The 15,871-nt window shown below is 63.0% G+C and carries 16 protein-coding genes; 8 read left to right on the forward strand and 8 right to left on the reverse strand.

Annotated elements, in window-relative coordinates:
- Positions 1–25: 25 nt before the first annotated feature.
- Together MCB86_RS15090 and MCB86_RS15095 are read right to left on the reverse strand one after the other, a co-directional pair.
- The gene (locus MCB86_RS15090) at positions 26–1,003 is read right to left on the reverse strand and encodes a tripartite tricarboxylate transporter substrate binding protein (protein ID WP_045164285.1); all 978 of its coding nucleotides are present in this window, start codon (positions 1,001–1,003) and stop codon (positions 26–28) included.
- 111 nt (positions 1,004–1,114) lie between these two features.
- A complete protein-coding gene (locus MCB86_RS15095; protein WP_045164286.1) occupies positions 1,115–2,266 on the reverse strand; it encodes a mandelate racemase/muconate lactonizing enzyme family protein in 1,152 nt (383 codons plus the stop codon).
- A 236-nt stretch (positions 2,267–2,502) separates the two neighbouring features.
- Here MCB86_RS15095 and MCB86_RS15100 point away from each other — a divergent pair, with 236 nt between their 5' ends.
- The 4 genes from MCB86_RS15100 to ampC all read left to right on the forward strand — a co-directional run bounded on the left by MCB86_RS15100 (position 2,503) and on the right by ampC (position 7,381).
- On the forward strand, positions 2,503–3,534 hold the full coding sequence (locus MCB86_RS15100) for a LacI family DNA-binding transcriptional regulator (RefSeq protein WP_045164287.1): 1,032 nt from the start codon (positions 2,503–2,505) through the stop codon (positions 3,532–3,534).
- Positions 3,535–3,653: 119 nt separating this feature from the next.
- Positions 3,654–5,363 (forward strand): IlvD/Edd family dehydratase, encoded by a 1,710-nt coding sequence (locus MCB86_RS15105; protein ID WP_239611602.1) that lies wholly within the window; start codon positions 3,654–3,656, stop codon positions 5,361–5,363.
- Positions 5,364–5,421: 58 nt separating this feature from the next.
- Positions 5,422–6,123, forward strand: coding sequence for a fumarylacetoacetate hydrolase family protein (locus MCB86_RS15110; protein ID WP_230623722.1), 702 nt, complete (start codon positions 5,422–5,424; stop codon positions 6,121–6,123).
- A gap of 94 nt (positions 6,124–6,217) precedes the next feature.
- Complete coding sequence (gene ampC / locus MCB86_RS15115) at positions 6,218–7,381, forward strand: class C beta-lactamase (RefSeq protein WP_239611379.1); 1,164 nt, start codon at positions 6,218–6,220, stop codon at positions 7,379–7,381.
- 157 nt (positions 7,382–7,538) lie between these two features.
- Here ampC and MCB86_RS15120 read toward each other — a convergent pair whose 3' ends face one another.
- Positions 7,539–7,730: a hypothetical protein gene (locus tag MCB86_RS15120; protein WP_239611380.1), complete on the reverse strand. Its 192-nt coding sequence runs from the start codon at positions 7,728–7,730 to the stop codon at positions 7,539–7,541.
- Positions 7,731–8,075: 345 nt separating this feature from the next.
- Between MCB86_RS15120 and MCB86_RS15125 the strand changes: the two genes are divergently transcribed.
- From MCB86_RS15125 to MCB86_RS15140, 4 genes are all read left to right on the forward strand, one after another.
- Complete coding sequence (locus MCB86_RS15125) at positions 8,076–9,017, forward strand: LysR substrate-binding domain-containing protein (RefSeq protein WP_239611381.1); 942 nt, start codon at positions 8,076–8,078, stop codon at positions 9,015–9,017.
- Between the two features lie 173 nt (positions 9,018–9,190).
- Positions 9,191–10,183 (forward strand): TRAP transporter substrate-binding protein DctP, encoded by a 993-nt coding sequence (gene dctP, locus MCB86_RS15130; protein ID WP_045164290.1) that lies wholly within the window; start codon positions 9,191–9,193, stop codon positions 10,181–10,183.
- Between the two features lie 90 nt (positions 10,184–10,273).
- Positions 10,274–10,843, forward strand: coding sequence for a TRAP transporter small permease (locus MCB86_RS15135; protein ID WP_045164291.1), 570 nt, complete (start codon positions 10,274–10,276; stop codon positions 10,841–10,843).
- Positions 10,840–12,156: a TRAP transporter large permease gene (locus MCB86_RS15140; protein ID WP_045164292.1), complete on the forward strand. Its 1,317-nt coding sequence runs from the start codon at positions 10,840–10,842 to the stop codon at positions 12,154–12,156. Before MCB86_RS15135 ends, MCB86_RS15140 begins: the two co-directional genes overlap by 4 nt.
- A 141-nt stretch (positions 12,157–12,297) precedes the next feature.
- Here MCB86_RS15140 and mdcH read toward each other — a convergent pair whose 3' ends face one another.
- The 5 genes from mdcH to MCB86_RS15165 all read right to left on the reverse strand — a co-directional run bounded on the left by mdcH (position 12,298) and on the right by MCB86_RS15165 (position 15,869).
- Positions 12,298–13,227 (reverse strand): malonate decarboxylase subunit epsilon, encoded by a 930-nt coding sequence (gene mdcH / locus MCB86_RS15145; protein WP_239611382.1) that lies wholly within the window; start codon positions 13,225–13,227, stop codon positions 12,298–12,300.
- Positions 13,224–13,844 (reverse strand): malonate decarboxylase holo-ACP synthase, encoded by a 621-nt coding sequence (locus MCB86_RS15150; protein WP_045164294.1) that lies wholly within the window; start codon positions 13,842–13,844, stop codon positions 13,224–13,226. Before MCB86_RS15150 ends, mdcH begins: the two co-directional genes overlap by 4 nt.
- An 84-nt stretch (positions 13,845–13,928) precedes the next feature.
- Complete coding sequence (mdcE, locus tag MCB86_RS15155; RefSeq protein ID WP_045164295.1) at positions 13,929–14,714, reverse strand: biotin-independent malonate decarboxylase subunit gamma; 786 nt, start codon at positions 14,712–14,714, stop codon at positions 13,929–13,931.
- The gene (locus MCB86_RS15160) at positions 14,711–15,577 is read right to left on the reverse strand and encodes a biotin-independent malonate decarboxylase subunit beta (RefSeq protein WP_239611383.1); all 867 of its coding nucleotides are present in this window, start codon (positions 15,575–15,577) and stop codon (positions 14,711–14,713) included. Before MCB86_RS15160 ends, mdcE begins: the two co-directional genes overlap by 4 nt.
- A complete protein-coding gene (locus tag MCB86_RS15165; RefSeq protein ID WP_045164297.1) occupies positions 15,570–15,869 on the reverse strand; it encodes a malonate decarboxylase subunit delta in 300 nt (99 codons plus the stop codon). Before MCB86_RS15165 ends, MCB86_RS15160 begins: the two co-directional genes overlap by 8 nt.
- Positions 15,870–15,871: the final 2 nt, after the last annotated feature.

Here is a 15,871-nt window from a genome sequence, read left to right on the forward strand (position 1 = left end):
CCCTCGTCGCGTTCGGCCGATGGCTTCACTGTTGCTTGCCACCGACTTCGCTCCAGATGCCCTGGAACTCCTGCTCCATGTCCTCAAACATCTGGCCGTAGTCATCGCCGGTGACGATGTCGATGTGCAACGCACGCTTTTTGGCATCAGCCAGGAATGCCTCGTCGGTTTTCAGCGCTTCGAAAGCGGCGATCAGCTGCTGGCGCGCTTCATCCGGAATCCCGGCCGGTGCGCTGTAGCCGCGCGAGGAGCCGGCGACCACGTTGATGCCCTTCTCTTTCAGGGTCGGCACATCGGGCAGGCTCTCGAAACGCTTGTCCGCGAACACCGCCAGCGCCTTCAGGTTGCCGCTCTTGATCTGGCTGTAAACATTGCCGACGTTGTTGAAGCTGACGTCGATCTTGTTGCCCATGGCCGCGGTGGCCGAGGGGCCGTCGCCCTGGAACGGCACCTTCTTGAAGGAAAGCCCGGTGGCCTTCTCGATCACCAGCGTGGTGAAGAAATCATCGCCACCCACACCGGAGTTGCCGACCGTGACACGGCCTGGCTTTTCCTTGGCCGCCGCGAACAGGTCTTCTATGGTGTTGTAGGGACTGTCCTTGGCGACCACCGCAATGCCCGAGTCGGTCACCACGTTGGCGATCGGGGTCAGGTCCTTGATGTTGTAGGTGATAGCGTCGTTCATGATGTAGTTGGTCATCAGCATCGGCGTGTTGGTGATGCTGATCACCGTGCCGTCCTTTTTCGACTGCCGTGCCAGACGCGTCCAGGCGATCGCGCCGGTGGCACCCGGGATGTACTCGTTGACGAAATTGGCGCCCAGTTTCTTGGTCAGGTAGGGCTGTACCAGCTGCGCCAGCACGTCGCTGCCGCCGCCCGGCTTGAAGCCTTGCAGCACGGTGACCTCGTCGCCGGCGACGTAGTCCGCCTGGGCCGCAAAAGGAACGGAAAACGCCGTGACGGCGGTCAAGACGGCTGCGGACAGTTGCTTGTTGATCTTCATTTCGCTCACTCCACGTTTCTTGTTGGATTTATCGTGTCTGGCCAGGCAAGCCCAGACGTGGTCAGGAGCGGCAACCGCGCGCCGCCGCCCCTACAGCGGGTCATGCAACGCTCATCGGTTGTTTTCGAGGGTCATCCAGGGTTGGCCGCCGGCCGCGATCGCGTAGCGCGCAACGGCCTGCTCGTCGAAGTCGAAGCCGAGCCCCGGGGTCTGGTGCAGCTTGATGTAGCCGTCTTCCTGCTCGAGCTGGCGGTCGATCAACCGGCGGAAGTTGAGGACCTGGTCATCCCAGAAGAACTCCACGTAACGTGCATTCGGCGTGGCGGCCACCAGCGGTGCATGCACGTCGTGGAACCAGTGCGGGTACATCGGCACGCCGTAACCGGCGGCCATCGCCGCGATGCGGCGCCACTCGGTGATGCCGCCGCAGACCACCGCGTCGGTCTGCAGGATGGCCGCGCCGCCCTTGTCGAGCAGCTCCTTGTGGCGCCAGCGCCCGACCTCCACCTCGCCGGTGGCAATGGGAATCGGTGTGGCCCGCGCCAGCCGTGCATGGCTGTCGATGTCATCGACCAGGAACGGCTCCTCGATAAAGGCCGGGTTGTAGCGCTCGAAGCGGCGCACGTACTGCAGCGCCTCGGTGACATCGCTCCAGCCGTTGTTGACGTCGAGCATCAGTTCGACGTCGGGGCCGATGGCTTCGCGAGCCGCCGCCACCCGCGCCTCTTCTTCCTTGGGCGAGAGACGGCCGGTTTTCATCTTCACGGCCTTGAAGCCGAGCGATACGTAGTGCGCCATCTCCTCGCCGAGCAGCGCGGGAGTTTTACCGTCGAGGTAGTAGCCACCGCTGGCGTAGGCCGGCACACGATCGGCACTGGCCGCACCGAGATAGCGATGCAGCGGCAGGCCGGCGCTGCGCGCATTGAGGTCCCAGAGCGCGGTGTCGAGAATGCTGATCGCACGCATGACCACCCCGGCGCGGCCCTGCAGGAGGGCCTCCTGGTACATCTCCTTCCACAGCGCCTCGACGTCCAGCGAATCGCGACCCAGCAGCACCGGCGCCAGCAACTTCTCCACGGCGATCGGCAGCAGCTCACCGCCGGCACTGCCGACGTAGCAGAACCCGATGCCGCTGACGCCGTTGGCGCCGGTTACCTTGACCAGGCCGTAGTCGCGGGCGTGCACGGTGCGGTTGGAGAATGAGGTGACCTGATCCAGCGGCATGCGGGCCGCACAAACGGAAATGGAGCTGATCTTTGCCATTGTTGTTCTTGTCCTGTCTCAAGCCGGCAGGCCGATGTAAACGTTTTCATCGTCCGCCGGGGTTCGCTCGTATGACCCCAACCGCGTCGCCAGTAATGCGAAACGGCGCTATGTAATCGCTTACATTTGCGAAAAAATGCGATGTAAGCGTTTACAAAAAGTTAGTTTCGGTTTTTCCTTATGTCAAACGCCATTCGCTGAGTGGCTTATTTCCAGCTCAACAAATGAGTAACTCGATGCCTCCCCCACAAGCGTTACTGTCCCGCGCCAGTCTGCACGATGTTGCCCGCGTAGCCGGTGTTTCGACGGCTACGGTATCGCGGGTGATCAACGGCAGTGCAGCCGTCAGCGACGACAAGCGCCAGGCCGTGCAGCGCGCCTGCGATGAACTCGGTTATGTGCTGAACGCCGCGGCGCGAACCCTGGCCTCGCGCCGCAGCATGACCATCGGCGCGGTCGTCCCGACGCTCGCCACGGAAACCTTCTCCCGCCCCCTCGCCGCCTTTCAGCACACCGTGCACGAGGCCGGCTACACGCTGCTGGTGGCCAGTTTCGGCTTCGACGAACAGGTCGAACTGAAGGAGGTCCAGACCATGCTCGAACACGGCGTCGATGCGCTGATGGTGGTCGGTCGAACGCACGATCCGAAGATGTGGCAGATGATCGACAACAAGCGCATCCCCTGCGTACAGGCGTGGACGCAGGACAGCGCCCGCCCGAGCGTCGGCTTCGACAACATCGCGGTTTCCCGGGATATGGTCGATCACCTGTTGGCATTCGGTCATCGCCGGTTCGCCATGCTGGTCAACGCGCCCTTCAACGACCGGGTCAGCGACCGAATCCTCGGCGCCCGGGCACGCCTAGCCGAAGTCGGGCTGGAAGTGCCCGAGCAATGGCTGATGGAGACCAACCTGACGCTCGAAGACGGTATCGCCGCGATGCACAGCCTGCTGCAGGGCGCAGTACGGCCCACGGCGGTGATTTGCGCCAACGACCTGCTGGCATTTGGCGCCCTGCTGGCGGCGAAGAACCTTGGCGTGCGGGTGCCCGAGGATGTCTCGGTGGTCGGCTTCAACGACTTCGACTATGCCCGGCACCTGTCGCCACCGCTGACCACCACCCGCGTCGAGCTCGAACAGATCGGCACTCGCGCCGGCACCTACCTGCTGGAAGCGCTCGACGGCAAGCCCAGGCCGGGCCCCATTGCCGTCGCCACGGAGCTGATCGTACGCGGCAGCTCGGGGCCGGCACCCGAACCCTCCGGTTGAGGCCGCGCGCCTCGCCGCCAAAGTGCCGCACGCCCGGCACGCATCACAACGATCGAGAGGTAACGCCCGTGAACAACAACAATGACTCCGGCAGCAAAACCGACGATCCGGCGCGCGGCATGCGCAAAGGGTTGACCAACTATGGCGATGCGGAATTCTCGCTGTTCCTGCGCAAGGCCTTCATCAAGGGTGCGGGCTATTCGGACGATGCGCTGTCGCGTCCGATCGTCGGCATCACCAACACCGGCAGCGGCTTCAATCCCTGCCATGGTAACGCGCCGCAGCTGATCGAAGCGGTCAAGCGCGGGGTGATGCTCGCCGGCGGGCTGCCGGTGGACTTCCCAACCATCTCGATTCACGAGAGCTTCGCCCATCCCAACAGCATGTTCCTGCGCAATCTCATGTCGATGGACACTGAGGAAATGATCCGCGCCCTGCCGATCGATGCGGTGGTCCTGATCGGCGGCTGCGACAAGACCGTGCCCGCTCAGTTGATGGGTGCCGCCAGCGCCGGCGTGCCGGCCATTCAACTGGTCAGCGGCTCGATGCTGACCGGTTCGCACCGTGGTGTGCGAGTCGGCGCCTGTACAGATTGCCGGCGCTTCTGGGGCATGTACCGCGGCGATGAGATCGACCAGCAGGAGATCACCGAGGTCAACGACCAGCTGGTGGCCAGCGTCGGCACCTGCTCGGTGATGGGCACCGCCAGCACCATGGCCTGCGTCACCGAAGCACTGGGTATGATGCTGCCCGGCGGCGCCACACCACCGGCGGTCACCGCCGACCGCATCCGTATCGCCGAGCGCACCGGCACCCAGGCGGTGGCGATGATCCAGTCACGGATGACGCCAGACCGCATCCTCACCGAGCAGGCCTTCGAGAACGCCCTGATGGTGCTGCTCGCCATCGGCGGCTCGACCAATGCCATCGTGCATCTGTCAGCGATCGCCGGCCGCTGCGGCATCCGCATCGACATGGATCAGGTCGACGCGCTCGGTCGCAAGATCCCGGTGCTGGTCAATCTCAAACCGTCCGGCACGCATTACATGGAAGACCTGCACAAGGCCGGCGGCCTGGCCCCCGTGCTGCGCGAACTACGGCCTTTCCTGCACCTCGATTCACTGACCGTCACCGGACGCACGCTGGGCGAAGAGTTGGATGAAATCGCCGCCTTCCCGCAGGACGTGGTGCGCTCGCTGGACAACCCGATCTATCCACAGGGCGGCATCGCCTTCCTGCGCGGCAACCTGGCGCCGGACGGGGCGATCATCAAGCAGTCGGCCGCCAGCGCCGAGCTGATGGAGCACGAAGGCCGGGTGGTGGTGTTCGATGGCCTGGAGGATCTGGCCCAGCGCATCGACGACCCGGACCTCGACGTCAACGCCGACGACATCTTGGTGCTGAAGAACATCGGCCCGAAGGGCGCGCCCGGCATGCCGGAAGCCGGCTACATCCCCATTCCGCGCAAGCTGGCGCGTGCCGGCGTCAAAGACATGGTGCGCATCTCCGATGGCCGCATGAGCGGCACGGCGGGCGGCACCATCATCCTTCACGTCACGCCCGAAGCGGCGGATGGCGGGCCACTGGCGCTGATCGAAAGCGGCGATCGCCTGCGTCTGAGCGTGGCCGAGCGTTCCCTGGATTTGTTGGTCAGCGACGGGGAGCTGGCGCGTCGGCGCGATGCGCTTGAGCGACCGGAACCGCGCGAAGGCGACGAGCGCGGCTATCGCAAGCTGTTCCTCGACACCGTGACCCAAGCCGATCGCGGCTGTGATTTCGACTTTCTGCGCAGCCTGGACGAGGCCGGCAGCGTGCCGCTGCGTAAATGATTCCAAAGCCGTCGCGTCGCACCCAGCGCAAAAACCTCAACAACCTGGAGCCCGAACAGTGAATTTGACAGACCCGAACGACTACCTCTTCACCCCCAGCATCCCCAGCCTCGCGATTGCGGATAGCAACCAACGCTACCCCGTGCGGCGCATCTACTGCGTGGGCCGCAACTATGCCGAACACGCCCGCGAGATGGGTCATGATCCGGACCGCGAGCCGCCGTTCTTCTTCACCAAGCATCCCGACAGCCTGCTGCCCGATGGCAGTGTGTTCCCCTACCCGCCGGGCACCGAGAGTGTGCACCACGAGATCGAGATGGTCGTGGCCATTGGCCGTGGCGGCGCCGATATTCCGCCTGAACAGGCGCTTGAGCACGTCTACGGCTATGCCGTGGGGCTGGACATGACCCGCCGCGACCTGCAGGCCGAGGCGAAGAAGATGGGCCGACCCTGGGCGGTGGCCAAGGGCTTCGATCACGCCGCGCCCTGTTCGGCGCTGGTACCGGCAACCAAGGTCGGCCATCCGAGCGAAGGCCGCATCTGGCTTGAGATCAATGGCGAGCTCCGTCAGGAAGGTGATCTGGCGTCGCTGATCTGGAGCGTGCCGGAGGTAATCGCCTACCTGTCGCGGCTGTTCGTGCTCGAGCCCGGCGACCTGATCATGACCGGCACGCCGGCCGGTGTCGGCGCGGTGCAGCGTGGCGATCGGTTGAGCGGCGGCGTTGAAGGCATCGGTACGCTGGAAGTCACGGTGGGTTAAATGTTCGGTATCACTGACGGGGCTGGAAAGGCACTTCTGCAAGCGGCCGGCAGATGCTAGTTTCCAAGCCCTTCAGGTGATTCGAGGAGCCATGATGCGCTCATCCAGAAAGTGCCGGGCGGGGCTGTTGCTCGTCGCGGTGACCATGGCGCTCAGCCGCCCCGCCGCGGCCGACGTGGATTTCGCCGGCATCGACGCGACGGTAACGGACGCCGCCCAAGCCGTCATGGCGCAACACGCGATCCCCGGTCTGGCGATCGCGATCACGGCACAGGGCGAGCAGCGTTTCTATGAGTTCGGCGTGGCCTCGAAGGCGACGCAGCAGGCCGTGACCCGCGATACCCTGTTCGAGATCGGCTCGGTCAGCAAAACCCTGACCGCAACCCTGGCGGCCTATGCCGAAACCCAGGGCAAGCTGTCTCTTACCGACAGCCCCAGCCGCTATCTGCCCGCCCTGCAAGGCAGCCAGCTCGACCGGATCACCCTGATCGACCTGGCCACCCATACGGCTGGAGATTTTCCGTTGCAGCTGCCCGATGCGATCCGCAGCGATCAGCAGTTGACGGATTACTTCAGGTCTTGGCAGCCGCGCTACGCACCTGGCACCAGGCGCGTTTACGCCAATCCCGGCATGGGTCTGCTGGGCATGGCGGTGGCCAGCGGCCTGGGGATCCCCTATGTCGAGGCCCTGCAGAGCCGGCTGTTGCCAACGCTCGGGATGAACAGCACCTACATCGATCTGCCGTCCGGCGAGAGAATGCGCTATGCCCAGGGTTACAACAAGAACGGCGACCCGGTCCGGCTGAATCCGGCGCTGCTGGCGAATGAAGCGTACGGCGTGAAGACCACCAGTCAGGATCTGCTGCGCTTCATCGAAGCGCAGCTCGGCACGATCAAAACGGACCGCTCGGTCAGACAGGCCATAACCGCGACCCAAACCCGCCACTACCGGGTGGGCGCCATGACCCAGGCGTTGGTATGGGAACAGTACGATTATCCGGTCGCGCTGGACGATCTGTTGGTTGGCAATGGCAGCAAGATGGTACTCGACAGCCAGCCGGTGGAACCGATTTCCCCTCCGTCACCACCGCAGGCCGACGTCTGGATCAACAAGACCGGCTCGACCAACGGTTTTGGTGCCTACCTGGCCTTCATTCCGGCCGAACAGCTGGGCATTGTCATTCTGGCCAACCGGTATTACCCGAACGAGGACCGGGTGAAGCTCGCCTATCGCATCCTCGGCCAGTTGGCGCGATAACGGAAACAGGTCAGCCGGATCGCGTAACGCGGCTCAAAGGCATGCCTCGGCGGTGGGCTGAAGGGGAGCCGACCGCCTCGGCCGCTTAAGAATGCCAAGACGATCGGCTTTCGCTCAGCGGTCTGGGCGCTATCGATACTCGCTCACCAGAGCCGGGCTAGCGGCCCACCTTCGCGTCGGTTGAATCATGGGTGATCGAGGCGGCCGGCTCCGGTTGCGCAGGTTCCGGTTCGCCACGCCCGGGGTCGTCCGGTCGGATTCCCAGAGCCATCAGCAGCGTCTCGGTAACCTCCATGAAGGAGTACCCGTCGGCCCATATTTGCGTCTTGCTGTTTAGCCTGTTATCCATTTCGTTCCATTTCCTGGGCCGGAGCGTCGTCCAGCCCTCGTTCGTATTTTTGTCTGCTTTGCCAAATTGGCACAGCACAACAGCATCGAACGTGCCATCGCATATTTTTTAATTTTTCCTTATAAATCAAATAGTTGCTGTGATGGCAAATTTCAATTATCGTGCAAATTGCATGACCTCCGTTAGCGCGCCATGCGATGTGCATGTCGCCCGCTGGCGCCTTGAGCAGGCATCACACACAGCCGAACAGGACGAGCAACCCGACACGCGCAGATCGTTCCCATGGCCAAGCCCTAAGCCGGTCCGCGTTAGGCATAATTGACCTCCTTGCCCGAGCCCTTGCCCATGCAAATCGACGAAGAACTCACCCTGAAGAAGCTTGAAGTCTTTCTGGCCTTCATGCGTAGCGGCAACCTGAGCAAAGCGGCCGCCGAGCTGAACACCAGCAACGTCAGCGTTCACCGCGCCATCCATTCATTGGAAAGCGCCCTGCGCTGCCCGCTGTTCAAACACGAGGGCCGCAACCTGATCCCGCTGGAGAGTGCCTATGTGCTGGAGGAACATGCGCAGAAGCTGGTCCAGGATGTCCTCGAAACGGTGCGCCAGACGCGTGAATCGGCTGGGTTCTCGGCCGAGCGCTTCAAACTCGGGGCGCTCTATTCGCTGACGGTGAAGACCGTGCCGCAGCTGATCATGGGCCTGAAGCTGCGCCGCAGCGAGCTCAACATCGACCTGATCCTCGGCTCCAACGTCGATCTGCTCTATAAGCTCAAGAACATGGAACTCGATGCCGTCCTGATTTCTCTCGACGACAGCCTGATCAATATAGATTGCGAGCAATTGCTGCTCTTTGCCGATGACATCTTTCTTGCTGTACCCACCGACTCCCCATTTGCCGAGCAGACAGAGGTGGACTTAGGCGACTTGCGTGATGCGACCTTCATCACCCTCACCCAGGGTTTCGCCACCCATCGCGACAGCGCTCGTGTGTTCGACCAGGCAGGCTTCAAGCCGAATGTAGGGATGCAGGTCAACGACATCTTCACTCTGCTCAGCATGGTCAGTTCAGGCGTCGGTTACGCCCTCCTTCCAGGTCGGGTCGCAGCGGTTTACGAGAACCGCATCCGTCTGATCCCCCTACAGAGCAAGTACCGCCTGCAGCAGCAGATCGGCATTGTGTTCCTCAAGGCCAAGGAGCGCGATCCCAACCTGCTTGCTCTGGTCGCCGAATGCCGAATGTATCGGTCCCGATCCAGCACCGAGCCGGGGTCTTCAACTGATCGTTAACTTAGCCGTAACGATAGAAGGGAGGTCTTAATTGATCCCCCCCGTTGCGCACGCTAGCCTGCATTTCACTCGAGCAACGGACGCTCGGATAACAAGAAGAAATTCCTGTGACGTAATAAAAATAATTATGAGCCGCGTAGCGTGGCTCTAAGTGTCAATCTAGGAGAATTCCAATGAAAGCCCTACTCCGTACATCGGTTGTGGCTGCAATGCTAGTCGCCAGCGCCCCCAGTTTCGCCGAGACAGTCCTTCGCGCTTCCCATCAGTTCCCTGGCAATCAGGGCGACCCGCGCGATGAAATGGTGCAGATCATCGCGCGCGAAGTGGCCGCCGCCAATGTTGGCCTCAAAGTCCAGATTTATCCCGCCTCCTCCTTGTACAAAGCCAACGAACAATGGGGCGCGTTGACCCGTGGCCAACTCGACATGACCGCCTTGCCGCTGGACTACGCGTCGGGCCGCGTACCGCAATTCTCCGCCACGCTGATGCCTGGGCTGGTCAAGAACTACGACCACGCCGAGCGCTTGAACGACTCCGACTTCATCAAGGAAATACACGCGCTGGCTGAGAAGAACGGCGCGATCATCCTCGCTGATGCCTGGCTGGCTGGTGGATTCGCTTCCAAAGAGAGCTGCATTACCTCGCCTGACACCATCAAAGGGCAGGTCATCCGCGCCGCCGGTCCGGCTTTCGAAAACATGCTCGCCGCCGCCGGTGCCTCGATATCGTCGATGCCTTCGTCCGAGATCTACAGCGGCATGCAGACCGGCGTACTTGATGCGGCCAACACCTCCAACGACAGCTTCGTCTCATACCGCCTGTATGAGCAGGTGAAATGCCTGACCGCGCCGGGCGAAAACGCCCTATGGTTCATGTATGAACCCGTCCTCATATCCAAGCGCACCTTCGACAAACTCACCCCGGAACAAAAGGAAGCCATGCTCGCGGCAGCAAGCAAGGCCGAGGCCTACTTCGCCGAGGAAGGACCAAAAGGTGAGCAGCGCATGAACGAGACGTTCGCCAAGGCCGGCGTCAAGGTTGTCAGCCTGAGCAAAGAAGAACACGACGCCTGGATGCAGGTCGCCCGCGACTCTTCCTACAAGTACTTCGCCGAGAAAGTCAAAGGCGGCCAAGACCTCCTGGACAAGGCCCTCGCCGTGCAGTGATGCCCCACATGGCCGCTACCTCAGCGGCCTTCGCTGTGTTCAAGCACGCTCCGTGCTTCTGCTTCATGGCCCGGGTTCAAAGGAGTCCCCATGTCCAGACGATTTATTCGCTCCATCGAGGCCCTGTCGCGCCTTGGTGGGGTCAGCTCCGTGTTCCTGTTGATCATCGCCATGGTTGTGATGTGCCAGATGATCCTGATGCGCTACTTATTCAGAGCGCCCACCGTCTGGCAGACCGAGGTCGTGGTATTTGCCGCCACCGCGGCGATCTTTATCGGCGCGCCCTACGTGCTGATGAAAAAAGGCCACGTCGGCGTCGACGTCATAGAACTGATGATGTCCTCGCCCAACCGACGCCGTATGCAGCTGCTCGGGGCGGTGCTGGGCCTGACGTTCTGCCTGCTGATGACCGTGGCGAGCGTCATCTATGTCCACGAAGCCTGGGAAGGCGGCTGGACCACCCCGACGATTGCCGCCATACCGCTATGGATTCCTGCAACGCCTATGCTCGTGGGCTTCGGCCTGCTGTGCCTGCAATACGTGGCAGAGATGATGAAGCTCATCTGCCCCGCCCTGGCCATCTCGGAGCAGCAAAGCGCTTCGGCCATCACGGATGAACCCATCGGACACAGCCGCCAGAATCTGGGAGAAGCACCATGACGCCGACCCTTACAGGTACGCTTTTGATCTGCGCCTTGCTCCTGTTCCTGGCCACCGGCATGCCGATCGCCTTTGCCCTGGGCCTGGCGGCCATGGGCGGTCTGTTCTTGGCGATGGGCCCTGATGTCATCGGCGTGGTGGCTGAAACCATGTTCGCCGGGATCGGCAATCTGGCCTTCGTCTCGATTCCGATGTTTGTGCTGATGGGCGCCATCGTGGCCGGCACGCCCGCCGGAGCCGATCTTTATCGCGCGCTGGACCGCTGGATGTACAAGGTTCCAGGCGGTCTGGTGCTCTCGAACATCGGCGCCTGCGCTGTCTTTTCCGGTATGACAGGCTCGAGCCCGGCCACCTGCGCTGCGATCGGCAAGCTGGGCATCCCGGAGATGATCAACCGCGGCTACCCCTCCTCGGTGGCGACTGGTTCGATTGCCGCGGGCGGCACGCTCGGCATCCTGTTACCTCCGTCGGTGACGATGATCATCTATGGCATCGCCACGGAAACCTCCATCGGCCGGCTTTTCCTCGCCGGGGTTCTGCCGGGCCTGATGCTGACGGCCATGTTCATGTGCTGGGCGATGATCGATGCCCGCCGCAAGGGCTTCCGCTTCGGCACCGAAGGTGTGTATTACAGCCTGCGCGACAAGCTGGCAGCACTGCCGCGTATTTTTCCGCTGATCCTGGTGATCATCGGCGTGCTCTACGTGCTTTATGGCGGCGTGGCCACGCCTTCCGAGGCAGCCGGCGCAGGTGCGATGCTCACGCTGGTGGTCGTGGTGCTGGCCTACCGGCTGTTCAAGATGGGCACCTTCCGCAATATCTTCAGCTCCGGCATGCGTGAAAGCGTCATGATCATGATGATCCTGGCCTCTGCCGAGCTGTTTGCCTTCGCGTTGTCGTCGCTCTACATCACTCAGTCGCTGGCCGAAACGATTGCCAGTCTGGAGGTCAACCGCTGGGTGCTGATGGGTGTGATCAACCTGTTCCTGCTGGTGGCCGGGATGTTCCTCCCGCCGGTCGCGGTCATCGTGATGTCTGCGCCCTTGCTCTTCCCCATCGTCGTACAGGCCGGCTTCGATCCCTACTGGTTCGCAGTGGTCCTCACCATCAACATGGAGATCGGCCTGATCACGCCGCCGCTGGGCCTGAACCTGTTCGTCATCAATGGCATCGCACCCCAGGTGCCGACCCGGGACATCCTTTGGGGGGCGCTCCCTTACGCGCTGGTCATGGTGCTGGCGATCATCGTGCTGTGTGCGTTCCCACAGATCGCGACCGTACTGCCTGACTATGTGATGGGCGAAGCCCTATAAGCATATATGTTGGCCATTGGCCGTAGGCGAATTTGACGGGCTCCTTTGGGGAGCCCGTTTTTTTTGCGCTTACGCCAATGCGTAGCGCTCGGATCGGAGCAATCTAAGCGCCTGAAAAGTAAGGCCAGTGCGGTGATGGGGTTATTCGACTCGATCGGCTTCCTGACGCAGCAAGGCGATCAGGGTGTCCAGCCGTGCACCGTCGAAAGCGATCAGCGTGCCCTGTTCGAACACCCGCCGTGCCAGGCCGGTCAGCACCGAGCCGGGGGGCAATTCGATATGCAGCCGCACGCCGCGCTCGTAGGCGGTGCGCAGGGTGCCGTGCCAGTCGACGACGCGGCACATGTTGAAAGCCAGGTCGTCGCGCAGGCGCTCGGGAACAGCAATGGGACGTGCCGTGGTACTGCTCAGATAGCGAATGCGTGGCGCACGGAGCTCGACGCGGGAGAACGCTTCGGCCAGTCGTGCAGCCGGTGCGTCCAACAAAGCGCTATGCGACGGCACGCTGACCGCAAGGCGTCGGGCACATGAGGCGCCCAGCGCTTTAGCGCGTGCCGCGACCGCCGCCATGGCATCGTCTGCCCCGGCAATGACGATCTGGTTGTCGGCATTGATATTGGCCAGGTGCACCGACTTGTCATGGACTTCGCCCAGCAGGCGTTCGACCGAAGTGAGATCGAGCCCGAGGATAGCGGTCATGCCGAAACCCTGGGGATAAGCGTTCTGCATCAGCTCGCCGCGCAGCTCGACCAGCCGCACGGCATCGCGATAATCCAGCGCACCCGCCGCCACTGCAGCGGCATAAGCGCCAATGGACAGGCCTGCCACATAGTCGGGCGCCTGACCGCCGCGCATCAACAACCGGGCAGCCGCGACCCCGGCGATCAGCAAGCACAGCTGCACGGCGCGGGTTGAGGCCAAGGCATCTTCGCTGTCCAGATCCAGCACGTTATGGCCAAGGACTTCGCTTGCCTGCTCCAGGCAATCAATCACCTCGGGCTCCTGCGGCAATCGATGCAGCATGCCGGGTTTCTGTGCGCCCTGGCCGGGGAAAGCGAACAGGCTGCTCATGCGACCTGCTCCTGCTGGTTCCATGGGTTTCCGACCAGCCGCGCCCCGGTGGGGCACTTGAGCAATACGCGTGTAGAGTCACCGGCCCATTCGCGCAGGGCGATGGCACCGAAGGGCGTTTCCAGCTGTAGGTCGACGCGACAGGGACCGTCATCAAGATGCTGCAACAGGTCGCGGGCCCTGGGCCGTGAAAAGGACTGCGGCACGCGCACGAGCAAATCGAGATCGCTGTTGGCATGCGCAGCCGGGATGCCGGTGGCCAGCTGATAGCCGACGGAACCGGTTATGCCCCAATCCAAGCCCAGTTCATTCATCACCGGCCTGAGCTGTATCAGCGCACGCAGTGCCGGTAGCTCACTGGCGTAGACACCCGCGGTCAGCTCTTCAGGCCGCACACGACGGCGCACAGCGTCTACTGACATGAGCGTGGCATAGCGCTGATCACGCGAGGCGCCACGTACTCCGACGGCGATCTGACCGCTCGCCACCATGGCCCGTCGCACGACCACGGGTTGGTCGATCTCAAGCACCTGTCGCACCCACACCGGCGTGTCAGAGGGCAGTTGTGTCGGGCTCATGCCCCAGAGCAGATCATGGGGGCATGGACGGTCGTGCATTAAAACCTCCTCGCGAAACCTCGTTATGAGTGAGACATCGGAGCCGATTTCGTCACATTCGACAGCAGCCCCGACGTGAATGACCTACCACTGCGCGCGCATCAACTCCCGCACCCGCGACGAGGCCTCACGGTTCGGTGCGCCGAGACGACCACGCAAGTCGGTACTGCTGCCGATGTCGTCCACGGCTCGCTGCAGGCAGTCACGCACACGCTGCAGATCGCCGGCAGAAGGCTGCTCGATGCTGTCCACCGAGAGGGTTTCCCAAAGCAGGCCGAGGGTCGCGTAATTGTCGATGTCGTAGGCCATTGGCGGCACTGATTCGGCCAGGGCTTCCAGCTCTTCGACGCTGCGCAGGGTAATGCGCGCCGCGGCGGCCTTGCCCATGGCGTGCACCATTACGCCCGGATCACGCAGGGCGACGATCCTCTGGGCCTGGTAGCCGTGTGCGAGAAAGGCACCGGACATGGCCTTGCCCACCAGCAGCGCGATCACCGGATGCCCGGCCAGGCGCGCGCGAGCATAACCGTCCACCGCACCGGCCAGGGCCTGATGGATGCCCAGCGCCTCCTCGCGACGGCCATAGGCCTGGCTCGGCACGTCGACGATGGCGACCACCACGCGTTTGTCCGCCTTGTCGCGATCGGCCGCGATCACCTCGTCCAGCGCCTGGCCCAGCGCCCAGCCTTCGAGCAGACCGACCTCGCCGTTGCGCGCGCGCGGGAAGGGATTCTCGGCGTCCGGCACCACGGCGATATAGCGTGCCGTGCGGTCGTCCAGCGACCCGTCGACCACCTGTACCGAGGCCGGATAGCCATCCAGTGCTTGACCACCGGCCAGGGCTTGCAACCAGTTCAGTCCACGGCTCATTGGGCATCTCCTTCGTAGAGGGCACGCACGGCGTCTGCATCGAGCTGCGCACGGGTATCGACGTCCGCCAGGCGCTGCAGAAACCAGGCGTGACGGCAGCTGCGCGGTTGAACGGGAATGCCGAGGGCGAACAGCTCGTGCAGCTGCTCGCGGATGGCGTCGGTGTCGTCAGCGACATAGGCGTCCACCAAGCCGCTGGCATAACGCTGCTCACCGCCGCTCAGGCTCCAGATGAACGGCCGGTCGCGCGAGTCGTATTCCTCGATCCCGGCTTCTTGCTCGATCACTTGTGGGCCGTTGAGACCGACGCGGGCTTCGCGGGTGACGACTAGATAGCTGCACAGCCCGGCGGCGATGGACATGCCGCCGAAGCAGCCGACGGAGCCGGCGACCACGCCAATCACCGGCTGATAGTCACGCAGTTCGACGATGGCTGCCTGAATCTCGGCGATGGCCGCCAGGCCCAGGTTGGCCTCCTGCAGACGTACACCGCCGGTTTCCAGCAGCAGCACGGCGCGAGTCGGAATGCCATTGCGGTTGTCTTCGATGGCTAGCTCCAGGGCGCCGGCGATCTTGGCGCCGCCGACCTCGCCCATGCTGCCGCCCTGAAAGGCACCTTCGATGGCGGCGATCACCGCCGGTTGGCCGTCGATCGTGCCCTTGGCAACCACCACGCCATCGTCGGCCTGGGTGACGATGCCCTGCTTCGGTAGCCAGGGCGAAGTGACGCGGGCGAAGGGATCGAGCAATTCGCGAAAGCTGCCCGCGTCCAGCAGCACACGGGCACGCTGGCGGGCGCCCAGTTCGACGAAGCTGCGCGACTTGAGTAAACGGGCCACGTTATCAGCAAAGGAATCAGTCATGGCCGACCTCCTCCAACCCCTGCTCCAGACGCAGACGCACTACGCCGGGTGTGGCCCCAAAATCGTGAATATCGATATTCAGCGCTGGCAGGTTCTGCTCGCGGAACATTCGCTCGAACAGTTGCTGCCAGCGCTGCTCGGCGCCATTGACCGAGGTGACCACTTGGATCGCCAACTTGCCGGCCTGGCCGGGTTCCAGCAGCACTTCCAGATCGCCCGAGCCGACCACGCCGACCAGGGCCCTGCCGCGGGCGGGTTGCCCGGCGGCGAATTCGAAAGACAGGGTTTCCATGT

Origin of the sequence: Pseudomonas sp. KSR10, from assembly GCF_022355455.1 — a bacterium.
GTDB classification, from domain to species: domain Bacteria; phylum Pseudomonadota; class Gammaproteobacteria; order Pseudomonadales; family Pseudomonadaceae; genus Stutzerimonas; species Stutzerimonas stutzeri_E.